Genomic DNA, 23,355 nt, shown 5'->3' on the forward strand with positions numbered 1-23,355 from the left:
TATATTTACGACCATGGCTAATATCGCTCTAAAAGGATAAACATTGCTTATGCAGCAGGTGCAGTCTCCGAATTTTCCACACTCATATAATTTCGCGGACTTTAGCGTATTCCCAGACCTTCAGCGTGTTGAAGTCAATGGTGTTAAGTTAGAATTTGAACCGCTAATTTTTGATTTGTTAATATATTTTTTAAAAAATGATGAGCGCATTGTTAGCCGTCAAGAGTTAGTAGATGAAGTTTGGAAGCAAGGTTTTGTTGATGACAACGCAATAAATCGTGCTATTTCGACTTTAAGAAAAAGTTTAAGCAGTACTGAGTTAACTAAACCCGTTATAAAAACGCATTATAAAAAAGGGTATAGCTTTGAACCAACAGTAATTCCTGTATGGAAAACGAGCACGGACACTGTAACAGCGCAAACGGAACATTCAGCAGACCCAAATAATAGCGCAGAGGAAAGCGCAACAACTATCTCTCCAAATGATGAAAATTTAGCCAGAAAGATACCACTTAAGCAATTTAAGTTAATAAGTGCACTGTTGCTCTTAACTGTGCTTATTTATTTGTTGTATGTTTTTTTACCTCTTACTTCACACGATTCAAGTGAAGTAGTTTTTGATTCGTCACAAAAAACGACCACAAGGCTTGCCAATGCCAAAACAAGCGATATGTTGTTTACCAAAGGTTTAGCCTTATTTCCAATAGTTAGCCCTAATCAACGTTTCGTAGCATATTCATATCGCCCTGAAGGTAAAAGTGATTTAAACATTTTTATAAAAGATATGAACAGCGGAACCAACCGCGTAGTGGTTGAGCATGATTACGAAAGTTTCCCAGTAGCAATCGATAACAAGGGTAATTTGGTTTATCGCTTACTAAAAATGATAGATGGCAGTATAAATTGTGAGCTGTGGTTAAAACCTTTTTCAGCAACGAGTGAGACTTCAAATCACAATAAGCTATTTAACTGTGAAGGCAATCAAACAATTAGAGGGCAACTACTAAATAATGCCAATACACTCATTTATAGTAAAACTAATTACCGTGGGAAAATAACTCGAACCGCTATTTTTTCTAGAGACCTAGTTACTCAAGACGAATATCAAATTAGCTCACCCAGTATAACGGGAAACGGTGATCAATATCCGGCTGTTTCACCTAACAAGTCTCAAGTAGCTTTTTATAGGGATTCAGGGACAAGTTCGGCTTTATATTTAAGCGATATTGAGGGGAGCAATCAAGCTTCATTACTTGAGCTAGACTATGTAGTTTCATCTATTGTGTGGAACAAGGATGGTACACAAATAAGCTGGTTGAATATTAAAAATTGGGAAGTAAATACATTAGATTTAACCACTAAAAATTTAGATGTAGTTAAACTAGACCTAGACAATAAGGTGAATCCGTACATCAGCATTACGATGCTCAGCAAATCACGTTTTGTATTTGCTTCTAAGTATTTAGATCACGATATAGTATCTGTTAACTTCAGTGATACTGATGCCACATTAACACCATTATTAAATTCTTTTAGCGATGAAATGCTTTACATTCCTTTAAATGATGAGGGGCGGGGTGTTTATCTTGAATCTAATAACAAGTATCAAATATGGCTTAAAGATGGCAGCAAAAGAAAGAAAGTAAGAGATATTTCTGCAGAGAATAAAGTATCGCTTGCGTTGTCACCCTCAAAAGATGCATTTTTAGTTACGACTTCAAACACTATTACAATTTATAACAGCAATAGTTTAGATATAGCCGGCGAATTTACATTTGAAAATAAAATTAAAAGCGTGGATTGGTTAAATAACGATACGCTTATTTTTTTAAACGATGATGACGGGGTATTTAAACCAAGCTTATATTCAATTAAAGACCGCACCACAAGTTTGTTTAAAGATATGAAAGCTAAACGTTTAAGCCTTGCTGGTAATAAATACATTGCAATAGAAGACTTAAACAGTAAATTACTTATTTTAGATTTTGCGGGTAACTTACAATTTTCAATTCCGTTAGAGAATTCTGAGGGCACAACTTGGGTTGCAAATAGCGAGAGTTTATTTTTTAAGAAGAATATTACCCAGTTGTGGCAACAGTCTTTTACTAGCAGTGAATCAAAGTTGGTGTTCGACTTTGGCGCGGTAGGGGTGTTAGTGCTTCAAATGCACCCAAACAACGAAAGCGTAATTGTGACTACCTCGAAATTCTCAGGTAATACACTTTTTAACGTTAATATAGAATAATTAGTGGCCATAAGGTTTCCATAAGGTTTGCCAAAAAACCTTTAAAATCAGAATGTTGAATTTTTTCAGCAAGCTAAATTCTTATAATTGAAAACCTAATACTTTCATAAGCGACTTAAGTCACTCCCCAGGCTAATCTTGTTTCCGAGTTCAGGCAGTCACCTGACTTTTAAAATTATTTATTTATATTTATTAAGGAAACATCAAAATGAAAAAGTTAACTATCGCTATTTGTGTTGCAGCTCTTACTCTTCCTCTATCTATTAATGCACAAGAGAAAAGTTCTAATAATATTATAAGGGACGTAGCAAATGCAGAGCGTAATTTCTATAAAGCTTATAACAAGCTAAATTCTGAAGGTCGTTTTCATATAATTTGTAAGAAAGAAGCAGCAACGGGTTCTAGAATTGCTCCACAAGTTTGCCGTTCTAAGGCCGTTAGAAAATTAGTTAGCAAAATAAACAAGAGTAAAATGCGCACTGGATTGGCCTTCGTGCATGCTGATGCCAAAAATAAGCTTCAACAAGCGCAAGTAGATACGCTAGCACATATTGAAAAGGTAGTAGGAGAGAACCCTAGTTTAGTAGACATGTTAGTTGACCTTAGTAACGCAAAAGCGCAACAACTAGCCAAAAAAAGTTAAATATGTAAGTAAAGTAGGTGTCGTAACTCTTGCACGCGATTAACGTTCTAACTAAGCATAATCGCGCTGTACTTTACAAATGTTGTATAAATGTTGTTTTAAAATAGGCATGTACGAATCTCACAGTGAGCAAGCAAATTTTTCACACTTAATTTATATGGGATTATTTCAATAAGCGTTGTAATTACATATAAATTTAATATAAACAATGGCTTACACTTTATTTTGCATGTATTAAGAGCTTGGCTTTGCTTTTGCTTTATCTCCTAATAAGTTTTTCTGAATTGCAGAATTAAATTCCCAAAAGGAGAGTATAACAGTGGATAACACCGCAAAAACAATTAACCCATTTACTGAAGAAACCCTAAACACTTATAACTTATTAAGTGAACAAGAGGCCCAGAATGCCGTTGAAAATGCGCATACTTGTTTTGAGTCGTGGAAGCTTAAAACAGTAAAAGAGCGCGGCAAACTGGCGTTTAAATTTGCCGATATACTTGAAGAGAATAAAGAGGAACTTGCTCAGCTAATGACCGATGAAATGGGCAAGGTTAAAACGCAAGGTTTCCAAGAAGTTGAACTTTGCGCCGCTATTTGTAGATACACAGCAGAACAAGCTGAGTCAATGCTTGCTGATGAAGAGCGTGAATTTGACGGCGGTAAGGCAATAGTGAGCTATCAACCTATTGGCGTAATATTAGGTATTCAACCTTGGAATTTCCCGCTTTATCAGGTTATTCGATACAGTATTACTAATCTAATGGCCGGTAATACCACTATTTTAAAACATGCGGCAAACGTGTTTGGAATGGCTCAAAAAATTGAAGAAATGTATTTAGAGGCAGGATTTCCTAAATACAGTTACCAGTCATTAATCATTGACGGGGAAACCGCTAGTAGCTTAATTGAGCACGATAAAGTACGCGGCGTAACATTCACCGGAAGCGATGGTGTGGGTAAAAAGGTTGCTGAAAACGCAGCGAAGCTTTCGAAAAAAACGGTTCTAGAATTAGGCAGTAACGATGCTTACCTAGTACTTGATGATGCCGACATCCCATTAGCTGTAGAAGCTTGCGTACAAGGCCGTGTTATAAACAATGGTGAAACCTGTGTTTCAGCTAAACGTTTCATTGTGACTGAAAAAAATTACGATAAGTTTAAATCACAGTTCACCCATGCCATGTGCAAACTTACTATGGGTGATCCAAATGATGAAAACACTGACTTGGGGCCTATGGCGCGTGAAGACTTGCGTGATAAAATTCACGAGCAGGTATCTGATTCTATTGTTGCTGGCGCAACAGCGGTACTTGGCTGTGAAATCCCTAGCAGGGAGGGTTTTTTCTACCCACCGTCAATATTGGAAAACGTTACGCCAAACATGCCCGCTTATGATGACGAGTTGTTTGGCCCTGTTGCTAGCTTGATCAAGGTTAAAGACGACGAAGAGGCGATGCAGGTTGCGAACGATTCAAGATACGGACTTGGTGGCGGTATATTTTCAAAGGACGTTGAGAAAGCAACTGAACTCGCGCTTAAACATTTTGACACAGGAATGGTAAATATTAATGGATATGGCTTAGCTCAGCCGAACTTGCCATTCGGTGGTGTTAAAGATAGTGGATATGGCCGAGAGCACGGTGGTTTCGGCATTCGTGAATTTGTGAATGTGAAATCAGTGATGATAACTGAAAAAAGTTAACAGTTACGTTTGCTAGTAAAATGATAAAAAGCGTCACTTCCTTTGGATGTGCCGCTTTTTTTATGGGTGTTTATAAACTACCATTTCTTTTTAGGTGCAAATAAGTCATCTAAATCTTCATTCTCTTTTTGTTTTTCTTCCATGAGCTTTTGCAAGTTTTGATCTTTTACATTGCTTTCCAAACCCGCTCTAAAAGTTTCTAGTTCAGCTTTTTTCTGGGTAGTGAACTCATTTTGGGGCCTATGTTTCTCAAGGGCAATAATCGCTTTTTCTACATACTGGCGGGCAGAGCCTGCCATGTTAGTACTAAGAGCGTCATTCGCACGTTTGTGAAGAGTTTCAACATTGACTCTAAGTTGTAGACTTTCAAGTGCTTTATCTTGTTGTGTAAAAAGTTTAGATGAAACATTACCTTTTGAATTTTCAGAACGCAGTATTTGGCGCAGTTTTTTGACTGCCTGGATGTACTTAATAATTACTTTATCTGAACTAGGTAAGGTGAAATTATTTTGATCAGGCACGGCTTGGTCTAGGTCTATTTTTTTTATAGCCTGTTTTACGGTTTCAATTTTGCTGACTAAATCTTGAGAGGGGTTATGTTCATTAATAGCGATTAAACAATTTAATGAACGTTTTCTTAATATAGCAATAAGAACCTGTGAAACAGGCATCTGAGAAGCGGCAACAACAGCTTCTTCTGTTTCTTCGAAAACAGTTCGATGTTTACTAATTTCCTCGCGTTTTTCGGATGCTTTTTTTTCATTGTGTTGCTGAATTGCGGTGGCTGTAATGCCACACACTATTAAAACAGCAATTAAGATAATGATAATCGTATAGGTCATTTTTTGTCTCGGTGCTCTTTATTCCATTAAGTTATTCCATAAAGCGGCTAATATACTACATGTTAGGGTAAAACTAGTTCAAAAATACTGCCCCCGGTGCTATCGTCGTTAGCCAATTTTATGAAACCTCTTTTGTCAGCGTTTCTATGTGTTTGGGCAATCAAGCGTGCAAAATATAATCCTAATCCTGTTCTGCCTTCTGAAATGCAAAAGTTGTCTAAGTTTACTTTAGACATATCTAGCATTTCTTTTGGATAGCCATTGCCGTCATCTTTCACAATTATGTGCAATTGTTCATCTTCTACGTATGCCGACAACGATATGTAGTTACCGCCGTAGCGTATAGCGTTAATTAATACATCATGAATTAACAAGTAAGAGAGCTCTTTATCCAAATACCAATTCAGATCTTCATCGACTTGCACGTTAATCGTAAGGTCTTTTTGCTTTGTATAAATTAAATTTGATGCCACCACTTCTTCTAACAAATCATTTATAAAGCATTCGTCTATATTAATTGGTAGAGCATCTATTTCTGAACGATATAATGACAGAATCTGCACTAAGGTAGTATTCATTCTGCTGGCTTCGTAATGAACGCTATTGACCTTGTTGCGTGCGTCTTCACTATTTTGTGGAATAGTGTCTGACAACTGCTCAATAGATTGCATCAATAGGCTTAAGGAGTTTTTCATATCATGAATGGCCACAGCAATGACCGAAGAAAAATCAAACTTATCTTTAATTAATGGCTTATTTTCAGCGTTTTCACTCATGAAATTGTATGCCTTTACCTTATGGCTTTATGCGCTAAGTTAGCGATGCGCAAATTTAATATGCAAAAATAAACGTTTTTCGGTATCATTTGAACACAATTTGATATTTACTTATCGGCCATTCTTCCAATCTATTTAACACATTATGAATACGTGAACGTATTTCTAAGGGCTCTGCTCAACATTTAAGGGAATCAATGAAACTACAGCAATTAAGATATATAGTGGAAGTGCTCAATAATAATCTCAACGTGTCTGCCACTGCTGAGAATTTATATACTTCTCAACCAGGTATTAGTAAGCAAGTAAGGATGCTTGAAGACGAACTTGGTATTCAAATATTTGGACGAAGCGGTAAGCATCTGACCCACGTAACAGAAGCTGGGAAAGAGGTGATTAATATATCTCGCGAAATTCTAGCGAAGGTTGAGAGCATTAAAGCGGTTGCGCGTGAGCATACATTGCCTGACCAAGGTAAGTTAAATATTGCTACTACACATACTCAAGCACGTTATGCCCTTCCTGACGTTATTCAGGGTTTTATGAGTAAATACCCTAAAGTATCCCTACATATGCATCAAGGAACGCCTTCGCAGATTAGCGATCTTGCTGCAAAAGGAGAGGCTGATTTCGCTATAGCAACGGAGTCGCTACATTTATACAATGATTTAGTCATGCTGCCCTGTTATCACTGGAATCGCTCTGTGATTGTGAATAAATCGCATCCTTTAGCGAAAAAATTAAACCTTACTATTCAAGACATAGCTAAATATTCATTAGTTACTTACGTATTTGGATTTACTGGCCGCTCTGAATTAGACCGAGCATTTAACGAAGCAGGTCTTGAACCTAAAATTGTGTTTACCGCAACCGACGCTGATGTAATTAAAACGTATGTAAGGCTTGGTGTAGGAGTAGGTGTTATTGCATCAATGGCAGTAGATGAAGAGCTTGATTCTGATCTTGTGAAAATTGACGCGAGCCATTTGTTTGATTATAGCACCACTAAAATAGGCTTTAGAAAAGGCTCATTTTTACGTAACTACATGTATGAATTTATTGAGCGTTTTGCCCCTCATTTAACGAAAGAGGTTGTTGAGCGAGCAATGATGCAAAAGAATAACGATGATGTAGAAAAGATGTTTAAAGATTTAACCTTACCGGTTAAGTAAGCTATTAGTTATTAGCACTCTATTATATTAACAGCTAGGCCGCCACGTGCGGTCTCTTTGTATTTAGTTTTCATATCGTTACCTGTATCGCGCATAGTTTTAATGACTTTATCTAAGGATACTTTGTGATTACCAGTGCCGCGCAGTGCTAACCTAGATGCATTAATGGCCTTTATAGCGCCCATTGCATTGCGCTCTATGCAAGGTACTTGTACCAAACCACCAACCGGATCACAGGTCAAACCTAAGTTATGCTCCATTCCAATTTCAGCAGCATTTTCAACTGACTGAACCGAGCCACCAATTATTTCAGTGAGCGCACCTGCAGCCATACTACAAGCTACGCCTACCTCGCCTTGGCAACCCACTTCAGCTCCTGAAATAGACGCATTTTTCTTATACAAGATACCAATAGCGGCAGCGGTGAGTAAAAATCGACAGGCGCTGTCATCGCTCATGGGTTTTATAAATTTATGATAATACGCCATTACGGCAGGAATAATACCTGCTGCGCCATTTGTAGGAGCCGTTACCACCCGCCCTCCGGCAGCATTTTCTTCATTAACTGCTAGGGCGTACATATTTATCCAATCCATCACTAGCATAGGGTCGTTACTTTTTTCGTTTTCAAGCCGGGCTAATAGAGCCGGGGCACGGCGATGGACTTTTAAACCGCCAGGCAAAATGCCTTCGGTATTGCAGCCTTTATCTATACACTGAAGCATAACTTGCCAAATATGTAATAATTTAGCGCGTATGTCAGATTCCGGCATAAATACCGATTCATTCTTCAGCATTAAGCTACTAATGCGAAAGTTGTTTTCTTTGCAAATATCTAAAAGTTGATTAGCAGAAGAGAAAGGAAAGGGGATATGGGTATCTGCTGCGTTAATTTGTTCTGCTTTGTGCGCATCAAATTCACTCTCTTCAACAATAAAACCGCCGCCAATAGAATAGTAGGTGCTACTGCAAATTTCTTGGCCATTATTAAATGCACTTAAGCGCATTCCGTTGGCATGTTTGGCGAGTGTTTTTCTGCGATGGAATACAATGGCACCTTGCTTCGGGAATTGAATAGTATGTGACTGCAACACCGCTAAACTAGCGCTGTTTTCAACTTGCGCCAGCATTGTATCAATTTGCTGTACATCAATGGTTTCGGGCGAATAACCCAGTAAACCCAGAATAACCGCTTTCCCTGTTCCGTGGCCTTTGCCCGTTTGCCCTAATGAACCAAATAATTCGGTGGTGATATGTGTAACATTTGATAATAGGCCGTTATCAGACAGCTGCTTTGCAAATATGCTAGCTGCGCGCATAGGGCCAACGGTATGCGAACTAGAAGGGCCTATACCCACTTTAAACATATCAAAAACACTGATCATAATTATTCCTATTGTTATATGTGTGGAGTGTTGCACAATTCAAAGGTAAAACAAGTGATAAATGCTAATTAGTAGTATTAGAAATGTTAATCTAATGTAATTTAAAGTTCGTAGCTTGAGTTTGCAAACTATGCGTTTTTTTATATTAAATACGGCTAAGAATTAGCGCGTATATGATCGCGTAAAAGCGCCAACATTCCTGCAGTAGCGCCCCATATCATGCGGTTTTGATAAGGAATAAAGTGTACAGGAAATCGACCTTTAGCGTTTTCTACCATTTCGGTATAGTAATGCTTTTTATCCATGAGATAATTTAAGGGAACATGAAACACACTAGCAACCTCATTAGCATCTAATTGCAGATCACTATGCAGATTAAGTGCTTGGTCGTATACGCTTAAAATGGGAGTGACGGCAAAGCCACTTATGGTTCTATAGGTACCTAACTGACCAAGTAATCGCAAATGTTCGGTATTAAGCCCAATTTCTTCCTCAGCCTCACGATATGCTGTATGCACCAAACTTTCATCTTCAAGTTCTGCCTTACCACCAGGGAAACTAATTTGGCCTGCATGATGTTTTAAATGGCTGGCGCGCTCAGTAAATAAAACATGCAATTTATTTTGGTGTAAATACAAACAAATTAACACCGCTGCTGGCCGGTTCGCCTCAATAAATGCTTCATTGGCCCCAATAGGGGTTTTCCAAGTTTGGCTAAATGCGCGTATAAAATCAGCTTCGGTCATGTGGTCACTTTATTAACTATTTAAAATGGGCAAAATCTTTGCGAGTTTATGTAAACTTTCCTGATACTCGTCTGCTGCTTGTGAATCTATTACTATACCCCCTCCGCCCCAGCAGTAAAGGGTGTTTTTTTCAGCCAATAAAGTTCGAATGCAAATATTGGTGTCCATATCGTAACGAATACCAATATAGCCTACGCTGCCACAGTATATGGCGCGTTTATCAGGCTCTAGTTCTTGAATGATTTGCATGGCTCTTACTTTAGGTGCGCCTGTAATAGACCCGCCAGGAAACGCTCCTTCTAGTAAATCATAAGGGCTAGAACTTGGCTTAAGTGTTCCTATTACGGTACTCACCATATGATGTACAGCGGGATAACTTTCTAAAGCAAAGAGTTTAGGAACTTTGACCGAGTGGGGCATGCAGTGTTTGCTAATGTCGTTTCGTAGCAAATCTACAATCATTAAGTTTTCAGCTTTATCTTTTTCTGAGCTAAGCAGTTCGTTTGCCAGGCGTTTATCCTCAATAGGATCTATAGACCGCTTACGCGTGCCTTTAATAGGTTTGGTTTCTACATGTTGATCTTTAAGCTGAAGTAGTCGTTCTGGCGAAAGGCTTAAAATACACGAATTAGGTAGCCTGAAAAATGCTGAAAACGGCGCTTTATTAACCTCACGCAAGGTTTCATAGGCGGAAAACTCACTGCCTTGATAATTGGCATTAAAACGCTGTGCATAGTTGACTTGGTAGCAATCACCAGCGTGCAAGTAGTCATGAATCTTACTTAAGTTTTGACTATATTCTTGCTCAGTGACATTTGATTGCCATTTGCTAGTTAAACTAAATGCTGTAGCTGAAATTGAAGCAATATCTATGCATTTAAGCGTATTTTGGATACTGGTAATTACATCAGGATATATGCTGCAAATATATGTTAATCCGCTTTGGTTATCATATATGACAGAGCTTGTGTAAAAGCCTACGTTGATATCATCCATTTCATACTGATTCGGCTTGCCATCAAGAATGTTATCACTACTTATGTTGGTGTCATATGAGAATGCGGCCAAAGCGCCCACTAAAAATGGGATGTCAGATGGTATATGAGTGATATCTGTTATATCAATTAGTTGAGCAAACTGTGCATGTAAATTTGATAATACCTCAAAGGGGTTTTTGGTAGTTTCACAAATGTTGGTCGAAAAAGAGGCTACACAAGGACCACTGAGTTTATGTGTACCTTGGGTAAATTGATAAGTAAGGCTTGGCGCATACGCCATAATATCAAATCGCCCGCCCATGGATGTTTGCTGGCAGCTATCAAGCAAACATGCCCATTGTTCATTTTCATGCTGTTTAAAAAATGCAATAAGATGGTCATGAGATAGATCTTGAATGACCGCTATGTTTAGTTTTCCGAGCAAACCAACCTCTAATTTATGGCTAATATGGTGTTTTCAATCAGGCTTATACACAGTAATATGAATGAAAGCTACCATTAGACCAAATTCCTAATGCTCATCACTTGGTAGATTATTCATTTGCGAGTAGTATACTCACCTATGTATGGTTTCACCATTTTTCATTCTACGAGGACTTTATGACTGTAATTCGTCAGCAAGACTTAATTGACAGTATCCAAGATGCACTTCAATTTATCTCTTTTTATCATCCACTTGACTACGTAAAAGCAGTTGAGGAAGCATACAATCGTGAGCAAAGTAAAGCTGCGAAAGATGCAATGGCCCAAATTTTAATTAATTCTAGAATGTCGGCAGAAGGCAAGCGCCCTTTATGTCAAGACACCGGAATTGTAACGTGTTTCGTTAAAATAGGCATGCAAGTTAGCTTTGATAAATTTGACATGACAGTACAGGAAATGGTTGATGAAGGTACCCGCAGAGCATACCTTGACCCAGACAATCCATTACGTGCTTCAATAGTCGCCGATCCCGCTGGCACACGTGTTAATACCAAAGATAATACGCCAGCGGTTGTTCATATTGATATGGTACCTGGCGACAAAATAGAAGTCATGATTGCAGCAAAAGGCGGCGGTTCAGAAAACAAATCGAAAATGGTAATGCTAAACCCAAGTGATGACATTGCTGATTGGGTAGTGAAAACCCTGCCTACAATGGGCGCGGGTTGGTGCCCGCCTGGTATGCTTGGAATAGGCATTGGTGGTACCGCTGAAAAAGCGGCAGTACTTGCAAAAGAAAGCTTGATGGATCCTGTAGATATTCAAGGTTTAATCGACCGAGGTCCGCAAACCACTGAAGAAAAACTGCGTGTAGATATTTACAACAAAGTAAATGCTTTAGGTATAGGAGCGCAGGGTTTAGGGGGCTTAACCACAGTAGTTGATATTAAAATTAAATCGGTACCTACACACGCTGCTTCAAAACCCGTTGCAATGATTCCCAATTGTGCAGCTACGCGCCATGCTCACTTCTTTTTAGATGGCAGCGGACCAGCTGAGCTGAAAGCGCCTAAATTAGAAGATTGGCCTAAAATTACTTGGGAAGTGGGTTCTGACGTTCGCCGCGTTGATTTAAACACAGTAACCAAAGAAGACATTAAAGACTGGAAAGTAGGCGAAACAGTATTGCTAAGTGGCAAAATGTTAACCGGTCGTGATGCCGCTCATAAACGCATTCAAACCATGATGCAAAATGGCGAGGGCTTGCCAGAAGGTGTAGATTTAACCAATCGATTTATTTATTACGTGGGCCCGGTTGATGCCGTAGGTGACGAAGCCGTTGGCCCTGCTGGTCCAACAACGGCAACGCGTATGGATAAGTTTACTGACATGATGTTAGAAGAAACGGGTTTAATTGGCATGATTGGTAAGGCTGAACGCGGCCCTGCTACCGTGAAAAGCATTGCTAAACATAAGGCCGTATACTTAATGGCAGTAGGCGGCGCTGCTTATTTAGTGTCTAAAGCAATTAAAAAGTCACGTGTTGTTGCTTTTGAAGACTTGGGTATGGAAGCTATTTACGAGTTTGATGTAGAAGATATGCCAGTAACGGTAGCTGTTGATAGCACCGGTGCAAATGCTCATGAAACCGGCCCTGCTATATGGAAAGCGAATATTGCTGATTTACATAAAGAGTTATCTAAATAAATCCAGAATATTATAAATTTTACTAATACTGTATAGGCTTACAGCTAAAAAGGTGTGACAATAGTTAACTATTGCACGCCTTTTTTTACATGCATAAAAACTCAAGGCTAAGCCCAATTATAATAACGAGAACTCAATGAGCAGTGAAAAACTTCCCTTGTGGTTAACACAACTAGCTGAAAATACGCCTTTTATAATATCGTCTATAATATTCGCAGTATTATTGTTCGGGATGGTAGCGGCTCTTACATATCGTAATCAGCAAAGCAAAAATCAAGATACGCTGAAATGGCAGAACGAGATTTCACAATACGAACAACAAATTGCTCTGTTAGAGCAATCTATGTTGCAAGAAAAGCAAACTCAGCAATCATTATTAGATGACAAACAGCAGCAAATTATTTTGGCACATGAGCGCATAAGCAAGCAACAAGAACGAATGTCATCGCAAGATAAATTAACGGGCGAGCTATGGCAAAAAGCTGATCAGTTAAACGAACTTAAAGAAAAACTAGAAGATAAAAACCAAGAGAATAAACAACTGCAGTCTGAGTTATCAAAGTTGCGCGCTGAGCACGATGCATTTGTAGCTAGCTTTAAACAAGAAAAGCTAGGGTATGAAGAGAAGTTAATGCTTTTGAAAGACGCTGAAAAACAACTTAATACCCAATTTGAAAACGTAGCAAATAAAATATTTGAGCAAAAAGCAGTTAAATTCACGCAAACCAGTGAACTAGGTATTAACCAATTGTTGTCACCGCTCAAAACGCAAATAGACGATTTTAAACGCCAAATTCAAGAGCAATACATTAAAGAAGGCCAAGAAAGAGCATCCTTAAAAACTGAAATATTGGGGCTTAAAGAGTTAAATCAACAAATAACGCAAGAGGCCTCGGCACTGACTAACGCTTTAAAAGGTGATAATAAACAACAAGGAAACTGGGGGGAAGTGGTGTTATCACGCATACTGAGCGAATCGGGTTTGCGAGAGGGTCATGAGTACGAAACTGAGAAACAGTTAAACAACATAGAGGGCAAATTGTATCGCCCAGATGTTATTGTTCATCTGCCAAATAGCAAAGATATTGTAATCGATTCAAAAGTATCGCTTATTGCGCATGAAAAAGCAGTGAATGCGACAGATGAAAACCTTCGCAAGCAAGCGCTTAAAGAGCATGTGAACTCTATAAAGGGGCACATAAAAGGCTTAAGCAAGAAAGACTATCAAGATTTAGCGGGTGTGAAATCTTTAGATTATATTTTGATGTTCATTCCAATTGAATCTGCATTTATTAATGCAGTTGAAGAGCAGCCGGAATTAATAAAACTTGCTTTAGATAACCAAATTATGTTGGTAAGCCCAACCAATTTGTTAGTTGCCCTTCGCACCATTAACAACATATGGCAGTACGAATACCAAAATCAACACGCCAAAACCATCGCGGATAAAGCAAAACGAATGTACGACAAATTTGCAGGCTTTGTGCAAGACATGGAGAAAATTGGTAAGAGCATGGATACTACAGGCAAGCATTTTGAAGCGGCTATGAATAAGTTATCAACGGGGAAGGGTAATCTTATTGCGCAAGCTGAAAGTTTTAAGACCTTAGGTGTGTCACCCAATAAGAGCATAAGCGAAGATTATTTTTTAAATGACGTCACAAAAGATGATGAATCTGAGGTTTAAGCGACCTAAAGCAGCCACTTTTGGTCAATGTCGATAAATTCGTCAGCGGCAGAAATAAGAGCATTGGCGCTTAGGTTTAACACGCCATAAACAGAAGTGTTGCAGTTAAATTTTTGTTTGACTTTTTTCAGTAAAATAGCAAAGTCGCCATCACCTGAAAGTAAAATAATATGCTCAACACGCTCAGCCATTTCAAGCACGTCAATAGTAATGCCTACGTCCCAATCGCCTTTTGCTGAACCGTCACTGCGCTGTATGAAGGGTTTTAATTTCACTTCAAAACCAATGTGTCGAAGGGCGCTTTGAAATTTTAACTGTTGATCATCACCTTTATCAATAGCGTAGGCATAAGCCCCCTCAATATCAAAGCGTTTTGCAATATCTTGATAAAACTGGCGATAATTAAAAGGCCGTTTAAAGGTGTCGCGAGTGGTGTAATAAATGTTTTGTACATCTACAAATATAGCGACTTTTTCCAAAAGAAACTCCCTTTTTAGGTGTTTAAATAAATGCAGTTTTTCTCTATTCTTATTTTTTTAGCTTTATAAAGCCCACCAATTGCTTTTTTATAAGCGGCCTTACTCACTTTAAAATACGAGAAAATTTCATCGGGCGTGCTTTTATCGGTAATAGTAGACATACCATCATGCGCTTTTAAATCTTCAATTATTGAATCTTCTAAGCTTAAGCGCGTTTGCTTGTTTACAAGTTGCAGCGATAAATCTATTTTACCGTCATCACGAATAAACTTAATAAAACCATCAATTTGTTGGCCAATTTTAAGTGGGGCAATTAAATCGCTTTTGAACAATAAGCCCTGATACTTGTTATCAACTATGGCTTTAAAGCCTAGAGGTGTTTTAGAATAAATGCGCAAACTAACCGCCTGCTTAGCTTGTAAACTACTACCATTGCTTTCTAAAAAACGCTCAATTTTGGTGGTGCCAATAAGCTTGCCGAGTTTGTCGGTAGTAAGGCGCACAACATAGCTGCTGCCAATATCTAGATCTGTATGCACCTGGGTTTCAGGCGCGTATAAATCAGAACCTAAGCCCCAATCAAAAAAATATCCATGGGCACTTGCTCCCATCACGGTTAGGGTGGCAAATTCATCCATTAAGATTTTGGGCATTTCAAGTGAAGCAAGAAGTTCACCATCAGCCTGCGTATAAACGAACACTTCAATTTCGTCTTCTAATTCAAAAACGCGGTCTGATTCTTTTAGCATTACAGGCGCTTCGAGGGACTGCTCTGGCGTGTTCAATGCATAAGCAAGGGGAAAAATTTCTGTAACAACTAGTGTATTGCGTTGGCCAATTTTGAGCATCTTAGTGTACTATCTTGTATGATAAAACCAGAGTATAACAAAGTCTTACAAACTAGGTGAGAGATTACATGCAATTAAACGCAGATTTGGGTGAAAGTTTTGGTTCGTGGAAAATGGGAGACGATGAAGCCATAATGCCGTACATCGCTTTAGCGAACATAGCTTGCGGTTATCATGCAGGTGATCCACTTGTTATGCAAAATGCAATTCGCTTAGCTAAGGAACATAATATTCAAATTGGTGCCCATGTTTCATACCCTGACCTAACAGGCTTTGGGCGCAGAAGCATGCAAATTAGTAAGGCAGAACTGATTTCTATGATTCATGCTCAGATTGCCGTTTTAGAAGGGCTGGCATTGTGCCAAGGCTTGCGCGTAAACCATGTAAAACCCCACGGTGCCATGTATAACGATATGATGCGTGATGCGCTTGTATTCGAACATATTGTTGAGGCAATCAATACCTACCACACACCTTATCCGCTTATGATTCAAGCGACGCAAAGTGCCGCGAAATATCAAGCAACGGCTAGTAAGCATAATGTTGAGCTTATTTTAGAAGCCTTTGCTGATAGAGCCTATACCGATGATGGTTCTCTTGAAAGTCGAAGTAAGCCTAATGCTGTATTAAATAACGAACAGGCTTTATCGCAAGCACATAACATTATATATAAGGGCTCAGTGACTACCGTAACGGGTAAAACACTGCAATTAAATGCTAGCACCTTGTGCGTGCATTCCGACAATAGCCATGCCATTGCGCTGTGTAAAAAGATTCATTCTTTGTTAGTTGTATGATGTTTGAATCTGCCCCTAAACAAGCCTTAAGCCCCAATGTTTCACTGCAATGGTTAAATGAAAGCGCTGTTTTACTCGAGGTGGGTGAAATATCAAGTGACATGAGCTTACTTGATAAAAACAAGCAAGTACAAGCGTGGATGACTGCCATTGAACAAAACCGCCCAGTGTGGTTAATTGATTGCGTGGCCGCTTACACAGGACTACTGCTTGAGTTTGATCCTTTGCTTATTGACCATTATGGATTGAGTCATTTTTTACGCGATGTAAAAGTGAGTAGTCAGAATACAAACACGCAAACCACTTATAGAATTCCGGTTTGTTATGAACCATTAGGTCCAAGCCTCCCTAATGATATGCTAAGCATTAAAAGCCATTCAGGCTTGAACGAAGAAACAATTATAGAGCTGCATAGCAAACACGCATACAGAGTTTATGCGGTGGGTTTTATGCCCAATTTTGCTTACTTAGGTGAGCTAAATAAATCATTGCAAACCCCTCGTTTAGAAGAGCCTAGAATAAAAGTTCCAGCTGGCGCAGTGGCTATTGCTGATAACCAAACGGCGATTTACCCAGGGCAATCACCAGGTGGCTGGCATATTATTGGTTATACTCCTTTGGTTCTACTGAATAATACTGAATTTACCTTTGCAGTAGGTGACGAAATTGTTTTTGAGCCCATTAGTGTTGATGTATTTTTACAGCAAGCAGAGGAAAATTCATGATAGTCGTAAAGGGCTTAGGGCTTTACGCGCATTGGGTAGATGCTGGGCGTAAGTTCGCTCAAATAAACGGCTATTCACAATTAGGTGCCTTAGACACTATTAACTTTAATTTGGCTAATGCCTTGTGTGGAAACAAGTTAAGCCAGCCTGCAATTGAAGTTATGGGCGGTAATATTACGCTATTGTTTAAAAATAAATGTCTAATTTGTGTAACGGGTGCACAGGCACAAGTGCGTATTAATAACGAATTAGTGCCCATTGGTGAAACCGTGTTAGTGCGGCCAAATAACACATTGACCTTACGCAATGTAAAATGTGGCTGGATTAACTATATTGCTTGCTCTTGTGCAATTGATTTGCCATTGTTCCTATGCAGTGCTGGCGGAACCAAGCGAGAAAACATAGGTGGCTTTCACGCTAACGGTGAGGGGATGAAAGTAGGCGACGAATTTCTAGCAACACCTAGAATGCAAACAAGTGAGGCCTCAATTAATAGCCTATTGAAGCAATCAAAGATTGCACTTCCTCCCGTGTTGGCATCTTTCGCAAGTTTGGAAAACTTAAAAAATAATAGCGAAAAAAATGCACTGCCAATTCCGGTGCATTTTACGTATCAGAGCGATTGTTTTTCTGATTTACAGAAACTTCGTTTCAGTGCTTTTACGTATCAAGTAAGTGACAAAGCCGACCGAATGGGCGTGCGTTTAATTGGGCCTAAAATTGAATCGAGTTCAAGGACCTTAACCTCGCAAGCGGTAGCTCTTGGTGCAATTCAGATTGCAGGAAACGGACAAGCGATTATAATGAGAAACGATCGCCAAACCATTGGTGGCTATCCAATTATTGCCACCGTATCAAGATTAGGCTTGGCTTTATTAGCCCAATGTACCAGCGGGCAACACATTCAGTTTTCACCGCAGTCAATTGCAAAAAGTAGTATCGATTTTATAAAAATGCAGCAAGCGTTAAACACTATAAGTAGCAAGGTAATAGCAGCAAATATTAAGGACGAAAATGAGTCATAAAGTATATTTAAACGGCGAATTCTTAGCGCAAGAAGAAGCGAAAATATCGCCAATGGATCGCGGTTTTCTATTTGGTGATGGCATTTACGAGGTGGTTCCTTGTTATGACGCTAAACCTGTAGGTTTGGGCCTGCATTTAGCGCGGATGAACAAAGGCTTATCTGAAATATCGTTAAACTATAAGGCCGAACTCAGTGAATGGGCTGATATTATTCAAACCTTAATTGGGCAATTTGAAAGTACAGCTGTATCTGTTTACATCCATATTAGCCGAGGCTGTGATATTAAGCGATACCACGCATATCCAAAAGATATCGCACCAACAATATTTGCTTATGCCTTTGAAATAAGTCCATCACAAAGCGTACAAATAGATAAAACTAAAACCTATAAAGTTGTTACCGGTGAAGATAAACGTTGGCAACGTTGCCATATTAAATCAACCTCTTTGCTAGGGAATGTGATGCATTTTCAACAAGGCCAAGATGCTGGAGTGGATGAAATTATATTGTACAACGAACAGAAAATGCTAACTGAGGCCGCAGCGTGCAATGTGTTTGTGGTGAAAGATGGGATAATTATGACACCTAAACTTGATAATCAATTGCTACCAGGCATTACGCGCAACATTGCTCTAGAAGCGATGCATAAAGATGGTGGTTTTAAAGTGAGTGAGCAGGATATTAGCGTAGAGACCTTATGCACTGCAGACGAGGTATGGTTAACATCATCGAGTAAAGAAATAGGGCCGGTTGTTCAAGTAGACGATAGAAAAATCAATGACGGAATACCAGGGCCTCTTTGGCAAAAGGCCCAAACCGCTTACAATAAATATAAATTTAAATTGTAAGCGCTAATTTATGATTAAATAAAGCCGCGCTAAGCGGGCTGCTTTACTTAATCGTCTAGGTCGTTGTCGCAATCAGGTTTGTTACATTCACCGTATAAGTAAAGGCTGTGGTTAACTAGTTTCATATCGTGGGTTTTAGCTACAGCTTCTTGGCGTTGTTCAATGGTGTCATCTTCAAACTCGACAACTTTGCCACATTTTAAGCAAACTAAGTGATCATGATGAGCTTTGTGGCTAATTTCAAATACCGATTTTCCACCTTCAAAATGATGACGGTTTAACAATCCAGCATCATCGAATTGGTTGAGCACTCTGTAAACAGTCGCTAAGCCAATTTCTTCACCCATATCTATTAATAGTTTGTAAACGTCTTCAGCGCTAATGTGTTGATTTTTCGGGTTTTGAAGAATCTCTAAAATCTTGATTCTTGGTAAGGTTACTTTCAAACCCGCTTTCTTTAATTCTTTATTTTGATCCATGCGCTTGCAAATCCAATTAATTCGATTACTCAATTTTTTAACATTATAGGCTAGATTTAAAGAATTATCAGCATCTGCCGTAATAATAATATTGTTAAATCTTAAATTTTTAATTACATGGTGAACGAATTATGAAGTCAAAAGATTCGGTAGCAAAAAAAGCAGTATTTAGTTTTAGTGTTGTGCAAAAATTAATTATTGGATTCGTGTCTTTAGCTGTGCTTCTTGTCGTCACTAGCGTCTTATCATACTTCGGTTTGCGTGATATTAAGCACTCCGCTGAAATCGTTGCCTTTGAAAAAATGCCAATGCAAAACGCTGCGGCGAAGGTCAATGAAAATATTCTCATTCTAGCTAGAATAACGAACATCGCTTATTTTGAAACCGAGCTTCCTCATTTAGATATTATTAGAGCCGATTTTGAAGAGTATAAAGTTGAGTTTGAAGAAGAATTAAAAAATTTGAATGCTTTTGTTTCAAGTAAAAACAACGAAAAGCTTCAACAAGCAGTGCTTGCAAGTGAGCAATACTTTAAGGCCAGTCAGGCTTTATTTGATAGTAAGGCATCTGCTCTGGTAGCGAGTGAAAATCTAGCTATTGCAAATGATAACGCACTTAACAGCACTGATGAGGCCAGTGCATTAATGCTCGATTTAAGTTATTTGGAAGGAAACACAAGAGATTTAGAAAACCTTATTGGTATGTCTACTAACATAGATAATAAGCTAGGTTTAATGCTGAGCTCAATTAAAGAGTTATTTAGAGAAACAGATCCCCAAAAGACTTTAGATATTATCGATAACCTTGAATATAGCCTGAGTAATGTAAAGGTAGATGTTGATTATGCAAAGCGAGTGGCAGAATCAATTGATGACCAAGGCATACTTGCGATGTTTGATGAGCAATATTCACTTATGTTGCAACATTTGAGCAGTAACAAAGGCATGTTTGTGATTAAAAAATCACAACTAGATGCACAAGCAAAGGCTACAAGTGAAAGAAAGCTAGCCGATGATGCGGTAACAAGCACAATAGCCCATTTAAATGAGCTCTCTGATGTAGTGAATAATGACGCGCTTATAGGTCAACAAAATATACTAGATTCAGTGCAAAGTAGTGTACTAAAAAGCGTGATAATTTCAGTAATAGGCATAATTGCAACTGTAAGCTTAGCTATAATAGCTACGCGTAGTATTGCTATTCCCTTAGGCCAAGTAAATACACGCTTAGAAATTTTGAGCCGGGGAGACTTAAGCAAAACAATGGATGATTCGGGGTGCGATGAATTTTCTGTTTTAGCCAAAAACGTCAATCGTTTAATTGAAGCCTTACGAGCGTTAGTTGGCAGTATTCATGAGAAAGAAGCCACCTTAAGGGATGTTGCCACACAAAATATTGCTATGGGTGAAAAATCACTTGATGAAGCCGCTTCGCAGCAAAAACAAATTGATACTACTTCAGAAATTACTCACAAAGTAAAAGATACAAGCTTAAGTAATATTGAACAAATTAAACAAGCTGACACCAAAGTATTTGACGTAATTGGACTAAGTGACAATGTGGTAGCGCTTGTGAATCAAAGCTTACAGCAAGTACAGCAACAAACTGCGCAATCAAAACATAGTGCTGAAATAGTAAATAGATTAGGTGAGAACAGCAATAAAATTGGCAGTATTCTTGATGTCATTAAAACAATTGCCGAGCAAACCAATTTACTGGCTTTAAATGCAGCTATTGAAGCGGCCAGAGCGGGTGAGCAGGGGCGTGGATTTGCTGTGGTTGCTGATGAAGTTCGAACGCTTGCTACACGAACTCAAAACTCCACTGCAGAGATTGAAAAAATGATTGCTAATTTACAGCAAGATTCACAAAAAGCAGTAAGTGCTATGAATGAAGGTGCAGAGCAGGTGACCCGTGGGGCCGAGTTAACAGAGCAAGTAACTACTAAAGTTAATCAAATAAGAACGGAAATTAATCAATTGGCCGTTGTTAACCATAAAATTGTAGATGATACTACCGCGCAAGATTCATTGCTTGAAGATGTGGTATCGCGTTTGGAGACTATTGTTCGATTGAGCCGAAGTTCAGCTAATACGGCAAAAGCTTCGAATGACGCTAATCATGAGATTGAAGCACATATGAATGCATTGAAAGAAGCTGTGGGCAAGTTTACTTTGTAAACGCCCTGCAGAAAGCTAAATTTATTGTTCCGGCTTAAGCTCTGGTTTTGGGGCGGTAATATTTTGATAAAAGCTGTTTAATAGCCTATTCAAGGTGTGTTTTTGTAAGGTTTCAAAGAATACTGTTTTGTCTTTATGTAAGGTTGTTTCAACAACTTTAGTTTGTTCTTTATACATTGTTAAACGCGCTGTAAATTCACTCACTAATTTTTCTTTGTTTTCGTCACTTATCTCTAAGTTTTTAACATGGCCTATTGCTTCTTGCTGTGTTGCAATCGCTAAATCAAACTGCCCATTTGCGGCGTAGGTAGCTGCTAATGTGTCAACGTATGTATGTGTGGTAGCGTATTTAGGATCTTCTACAACTTGCTTCGCTAGGCCAATAGCAAATGAAGGATCAGCAATAGTATTTTGATCAAGTGTTGATAAAAACCAGGCTACATTGTTAGTGCCATTCGGAAAATACTTTTCAGCCGTATCTTGCAATATACTTTTTGCTTTTTCAGGTTGGGGCTTAGATAAATAACCGTTGGCAAAAATAGTTGATAAGTCTATAGGGGCAAGTACATTGGGATCTTTTGTATATGCGCGCTCAAATAACCATAAAGGATTGCTGCTTTGCGGAAGAACATTTGTATTTAAGGCATACATTGTTCCTAATACAACATTTGCATTGGCTTGATTTTGATTGACTAAACGCGTTAAACCACGTTCCCCCATTTCTTTTAATTCAGGCGTATTACCCATAAAGTGCATAACCGCAAAAGACAAAATCTTTGCTTTTTGCTCGTAGCGCTGGGTTACCTTTAACCAATTAAATACTTCTTGCCAATCTAAATAATCGCCTGCACGCGAATATGCCCAAACCATTCTTTTTTGTGCTGCCATATTTCCGTTTTTAGCAAACTCAAGGCAAGTATTAAAATCCTCGGTGGGCTCTGCAGAAATCACTTTGTTGCACGCCAATAAGTTGGTGTCAAAACTTATGGGGGCAGGGGCTTCTATGCTTGGAGGTGGCTCATTAGATTGCTTATACATCCAATACACCCCAAATATAAACAAACCAAGGCCAATATTTAAAAAAAGTGTACGTTTACTAAATATAGGTTGCAGTGAATCGCGTTTATTCAACGAACTAGGGCTACTTATGACTGAATAATTTAAAACAACTTCTATTTTTTCTTCTACAAAAAATTGGCTTAGGCTTGGGCGATTAAATTCCCAATTATAGGTTTCTGAAAACTGCTGTACAATATCTTGTGGCACTAAGCGGCCTTCAATAGCTACATCTTTATCATCGAAGTGATTAATGAACATTGCGAACACGTAAGCGCGTGTTCGATCAATTTCTATGCTTTCTAATTGATGCAAGGCGCTAAGCACGGGTGCCCAATATTCGTTATTTTGGCGCTTGACGGGCTCACTTAGTACTTTATCTAATAGGGCGGAGAATTGTGTTTCTGTGCTTGTGAAGTCTGCGTACTGGAGAGCTAAAGCTTGAGCACGACGCAGTGTTTGTATCTGCTCATGCTCTGTAGCTTCATGTGAATTAACGAATGCTTCAAACGCACTGCTTATATGTTGTTTGTTTTGCGTTTTTTGAATACCTAGTATTGACCAACAATCCATAGTTTCCCAACACTCCT

The 23,355-nt window shown here is 38.7% G+C and carries 20 protein-coding genes; 11 read left to right on the forward strand and 9 right to left on the reverse strand.

The genetic code is table 11. The features are described 5' to 3' along the window. Positions 1 to 49: 49 nt before the first annotated feature. The 3 genes from ACOI22_RS01755 to ACOI22_RS01765 all read left to right on the forward strand — a co-directional run bounded on the left by ACOI22_RS01755 (position 50) and on the right by ACOI22_RS01765 (position 4,590). On the forward strand, positions 50 to 2,245 hold the full coding sequence (locus tag ACOI22_RS01755) for a winged helix-turn-helix domain-containing protein (RefSeq protein WP_420669583.1): 2,196 nt from the start codon (positions 50 to 52) through the stop codon (positions 2,243 to 2,245). Positions 2,246 to 2,453: 208 nt separating this feature from the next. Then, positions 2,454 to 2,888 carry a hypothetical protein gene (locus tag ACOI22_RS01760; RefSeq protein ID WP_420669585.1) on the forward strand — a complete coding sequence of 145 codons (435 nt, stop codon included), beginning with the start codon at positions 2,454 to 2,456 and terminating at the stop codon, positions 2,886 to 2,888. Positions 2,889 to 3,207: 319 nt separating this feature from the next. Beyond that, positions 3,208 to 4,590 (forward strand): NAD-dependent succinate-semialdehyde dehydrogenase, encoded by a 1,383-nt coding sequence (locus ACOI22_RS01765; RefSeq protein WP_420669587.1) that lies wholly within the window; start codon positions 3,208 to 3,210, stop codon positions 4,588 to 4,590. Positions 4,591 to 4,667: 77 nt separating this feature from the next. Here ACOI22_RS01765 and ACOI22_RS01770 read toward each other — a convergent pair whose 3' ends face one another. Both ACOI22_RS01770 and ACOI22_RS01775 read right to left on the reverse strand, forming a co-directional pair. Continuing rightward, positions 4,668 to 5,432, reverse strand: coding sequence for a hypothetical protein (locus ACOI22_RS01770; protein WP_420669589.1), 765 nt, complete (start codon positions 5,430 to 5,432; stop codon positions 4,668 to 4,670). Between the two features lie 62 nt (positions 5,433 to 5,494). Next, on the reverse strand, positions 5,495 to 6,208 hold the full coding sequence (locus tag ACOI22_RS01775) for a sensor histidine kinase (RefSeq protein ID WP_420669591.1): 714 nt from the start codon (positions 6,206 to 6,208) through the stop codon (positions 5,495 to 5,497). A gap of 197 nt (positions 6,209 to 6,405) precedes the next feature. Here ACOI22_RS01775 and cysB point away from each other — a divergent pair, with 197 nt between their 5' ends. Next, the gene (cysB, locus tag ACOI22_RS01780; RefSeq protein ID WP_420669593.1) at positions 6,406 to 7,380 is read left to right on the forward strand and encodes an HTH-type transcriptional regulator CysB; all 975 of its coding nucleotides are present in this window, start codon (positions 6,406 to 6,408) and stop codon (positions 7,378 to 7,380) included. Positions 7,381 to 7,391: 11 nt separating this feature from the next. On the opposite strand, the gene ACOI22_RS01785 is transcribed toward cysB, so the two are convergent. The 3 genes from ACOI22_RS01785 to pabB form a co-directional block, all read right to left on the reverse strand. Further along, complete coding sequence (locus ACOI22_RS01785; protein ID WP_420669595.1) at positions 7,392 to 8,765, reverse strand: L-serine ammonia-lyase; 1,374 nt, start codon at positions 8,763 to 8,765, stop codon at positions 7,392 to 7,394. Between the two features lie 155 nt (positions 8,766 to 8,920). Further along, the gene (locus ACOI22_RS01790; RefSeq protein ID WP_420669597.1) at positions 8,921 to 9,511 is read right to left on the reverse strand and encodes a CoA pyrophosphatase; all 591 of its coding nucleotides are present in this window, start codon (positions 9,509 to 9,511) and stop codon (positions 8,921 to 8,923) included. Between the two features lie 12 nt (positions 9,512 to 9,523). Beyond that, a complete protein-coding gene (gene pabB / locus ACOI22_RS01795) occupies positions 9,524 to 10,933 on the reverse strand; it encodes an aminodeoxychorismate synthase component I (RefSeq protein ID WP_420669599.1) in 1,410 nt (469 codons plus the stop codon). A 176-nt stretch (positions 10,934 to 11,109) separates the two neighbouring features. Between pabB and ACOI22_RS01800 the strand changes: the two genes are divergently transcribed. After that, positions 11,110 to 12,639 (forward strand): fumarate hydratase, encoded by a 1,530-nt coding sequence (locus ACOI22_RS01800; RefSeq protein ID WP_420669601.1) that lies wholly within the window; start codon positions 11,110 to 11,112, stop codon positions 12,637 to 12,639. Positions 12,640 to 12,775: 136 nt separating this feature from the next. Next, positions 12,776 to 14,326 (forward strand): DNA recombination protein RmuC, encoded by a 1,551-nt coding sequence (rmuC, locus tag ACOI22_RS01805; protein ID WP_420669603.1) that lies wholly within the window; start codon positions 12,776 to 12,778, stop codon positions 14,324 to 14,326. A gap of 5 nt (positions 14,327 to 14,331) precedes the next feature. On the opposite strand, the gene ACOI22_RS01810 is transcribed toward rmuC, so the two are convergent. Continuing rightward, entirely contained in the window at positions 14,332 to 14,805 is a 474-nt protein-coding gene (locus ACOI22_RS01810; RefSeq protein WP_420669605.1) for an NYN domain-containing protein, read from the reverse strand. 14 nt (positions 14,806 to 14,819) lie between these two features. After that, positions 14,820 to 15,653 carry a S1-like domain-containing RNA-binding protein gene (locus tag ACOI22_RS01815; RefSeq protein WP_420669607.1) on the reverse strand — a complete coding sequence of 278 codons (834 nt, stop codon included), beginning with the start codon at positions 15,651 to 15,653 and terminating at the stop codon, positions 14,820 to 14,822. Positions 15,654 to 15,721: 68 nt separating this feature from the next. On the opposite strand from ACOI22_RS01815, the gene ACOI22_RS01820 reads away from it, so the two are divergent. The 4 genes from ACOI22_RS01820 to ACOI22_RS01835 are packed head-to-tail and all read left to right on the forward strand — an operon-like array spanning position 15,722 to position 19,050. Then, entirely contained in the window at positions 15,722 to 16,450 is a 729-nt protein-coding gene (locus ACOI22_RS01820; RefSeq protein ID WP_420669609.1) for a 5-oxoprolinase subunit PxpA, read from the forward strand. Further along, on the forward strand, positions 16,447 to 17,175 hold the full coding sequence (locus ACOI22_RS01825) for a 5-oxoprolinase subunit B family protein (RefSeq protein WP_420669611.1): 729 nt from the start codon (positions 16,447 to 16,449) through the stop codon (positions 17,173 to 17,175). The genes ACOI22_RS01820 and ACOI22_RS01825 overlap by 4 nt, the downstream gene beginning before the upstream one ends. After that, positions 17,172 to 18,200, forward strand: a complete 1,029-nt coding sequence (locus ACOI22_RS01830; RefSeq protein ID WP_420669613.1) for a biotin-dependent carboxyltransferase family protein — start codon at positions 17,172 to 17,174, stop codon at positions 18,198 to 18,200. The genes ACOI22_RS01825 and ACOI22_RS01830 overlap by 4 nt, the downstream gene beginning before the upstream one ends. After that, positions 18,190 to 19,050, forward strand: a complete 861-nt coding sequence (locus ACOI22_RS01835) for an aminotransferase class IV (RefSeq protein ID WP_420669615.1) — start codon at positions 18,190 to 18,192, stop codon at positions 19,048 to 19,050. The genes ACOI22_RS01830 and ACOI22_RS01835 overlap by 11 nt, the downstream gene beginning before the upstream one ends. A gap of 47 nt (positions 19,051 to 19,097) precedes the next feature. Here the strand turns inward: ACOI22_RS01835 and fur are convergent, their stop codons facing one another. Further along, positions 19,098 to 19,529, reverse strand: coding sequence for a ferric iron uptake transcriptional regulator (gene fur, locus ACOI22_RS01840; RefSeq protein WP_420669617.1), 432 nt, complete (start codon positions 19,527 to 19,529; stop codon positions 19,098 to 19,100). Positions 19,530 to 19,660: 131 nt separating this feature from the next. Here fur and ACOI22_RS01845 point away from each other — a divergent pair, with 131 nt between their 5' ends. Continuing rightward, on the forward strand, positions 19,661 to 21,709 hold the full coding sequence (locus tag ACOI22_RS01845; protein WP_420669619.1) for a methyl-accepting chemotaxis protein: 2,049 nt from the start codon (positions 19,661 to 19,663) through the stop codon (positions 21,707 to 21,709). A 21-nt stretch (positions 21,710 to 21,730) separates the two neighbouring features. On the opposite strand, the gene ACOI22_RS01850 is transcribed toward ACOI22_RS01845, so the two are convergent. Continuing rightward, positions 21,731 to 23,338 carry a hypothetical protein gene (locus ACOI22_RS01850; RefSeq protein WP_420669621.1) on the reverse strand — a complete coding sequence of 536 codons (1,608 nt, stop codon included), beginning with the start codon at positions 23,336 to 23,338 and terminating at the stop codon, positions 21,731 to 21,733. Positions 23,339 to 23,355 lie beyond the last annotated feature (17 nt).

The sequence above is a fragment of the Glaciecola sp. 2405UD65-10 genome (assembly GCF_048820975.1).
GTDB lineage: Bacteria > Pseudomonadota > Gammaproteobacteria > Enterobacterales > Alteromonadaceae > Glaciecola.

Bases quoted from the DNA above. Each gene is read 5' to 3' on its own strand.
- rmuC (WP_420669603.1), top strand. From the start codon at position 12,776: ATGAGCAGTGAAAAACTTCCCTTGTGGTTAACACAACTAGCTGAAAAT.
- ACOI22_RS01825 (WP_420669611.1), top strand. From the start codon at position 16,447: ATGATGTTTGAATCTGCCCCTAAACAAGCCTTAAGCCCCAATGTTTCA.
- ACOI22_RS01755 (WP_420669583.1), top strand. From the start codon at position 50: ATGCAGCAGGTGCAGTCTCCGAATTTTCCACACTCATATAATTTCGCG.
- ACOI22_RS01850 (WP_420669621.1), bottom strand. From the start codon at position 23,338: ATGGATTGTTGGTCAATACTAGGTATTCAAAAAACGCAAAACAAACAA.
- ACOI22_RS01770 (WP_420669589.1), bottom strand. From the start codon at position 5,432: ATGACCTATACGATTATCATTATCTTAATTGCTGTTTTAATAGTGTGT.
- ACOI22_RS01815 (WP_420669607.1), bottom strand. From the start codon at position 15,653: ATGCTCAAAATTGGCCAACGCAATACACTAGTTGTTACAGAAATTTTT.
- ACOI22_RS01785 (WP_420669595.1), bottom strand. From the start codon at position 8,765: ATGATCAGTGTTTTTGATATGTTTAAAGTGGGTATAGGCCCTTCTAGT.
- ACOI22_RS01760 (WP_420669585.1), top strand. From the start codon at position 2,454: ATGAAAAAGTTAACTATCGCTATTTGTGTTGCAGCTCTTACTCTTCCT.
- ACOI22_RS01845 (WP_420669619.1), top strand. From the start codon at position 19,661: ATGAAGTCAAAAGATTCGGTAGCAAAAAAAGCAGTATTTAGTTTTAGT.
- ACOI22_RS01820 (WP_420669609.1), top strand. From the start codon at position 15,722: ATGCAATTAAACGCAGATTTGGGTGAAAGTTTTGGTTCGTGGAAAATG.
- ACOI22_RS01835 (WP_420669615.1), top strand. From the start codon at position 18,190: ATGAGTCATAAAGTATATTTAAACGGCGAATTCTTAGCGCAAGAAGAA.
- ACOI22_RS01775 (WP_420669591.1), bottom strand. From the start codon at position 6,208: ATGAGTGAAAACGCTGAAAATAAGCCATTAATTAAAGATAAGTTTGAT.
- ACOI22_RS01790 (WP_420669597.1), bottom strand. From the start codon at position 9,511: ATGACCGAAGCTGATTTTATACGCGCATTTAGCCAAACTTGGAAAACC.
- cysB (WP_420669593.1), top strand. From the start codon at position 6,406: ATGAAACTACAGCAATTAAGATATATAGTGGAAGTGCTCAATAATAAT.
- ACOI22_RS01830 (WP_420669613.1), top strand. From the start codon at position 17,172: ATGATAGTCGTAAAGGGCTTAGGGCTTTACGCGCATTGGGTAGATGCT.
- ACOI22_RS01800 (WP_420669601.1), top strand. From the start codon at position 11,110: ATGACTGTAATTCGTCAGCAAGACTTAATTGACAGTATCCAAGATGCA.
- fur (WP_420669617.1), bottom strand. From the start codon at position 19,529: ATGGATCAAAATAAAGAATTAAAGAAAGCGGGTTTGAAAGTAACCTTA.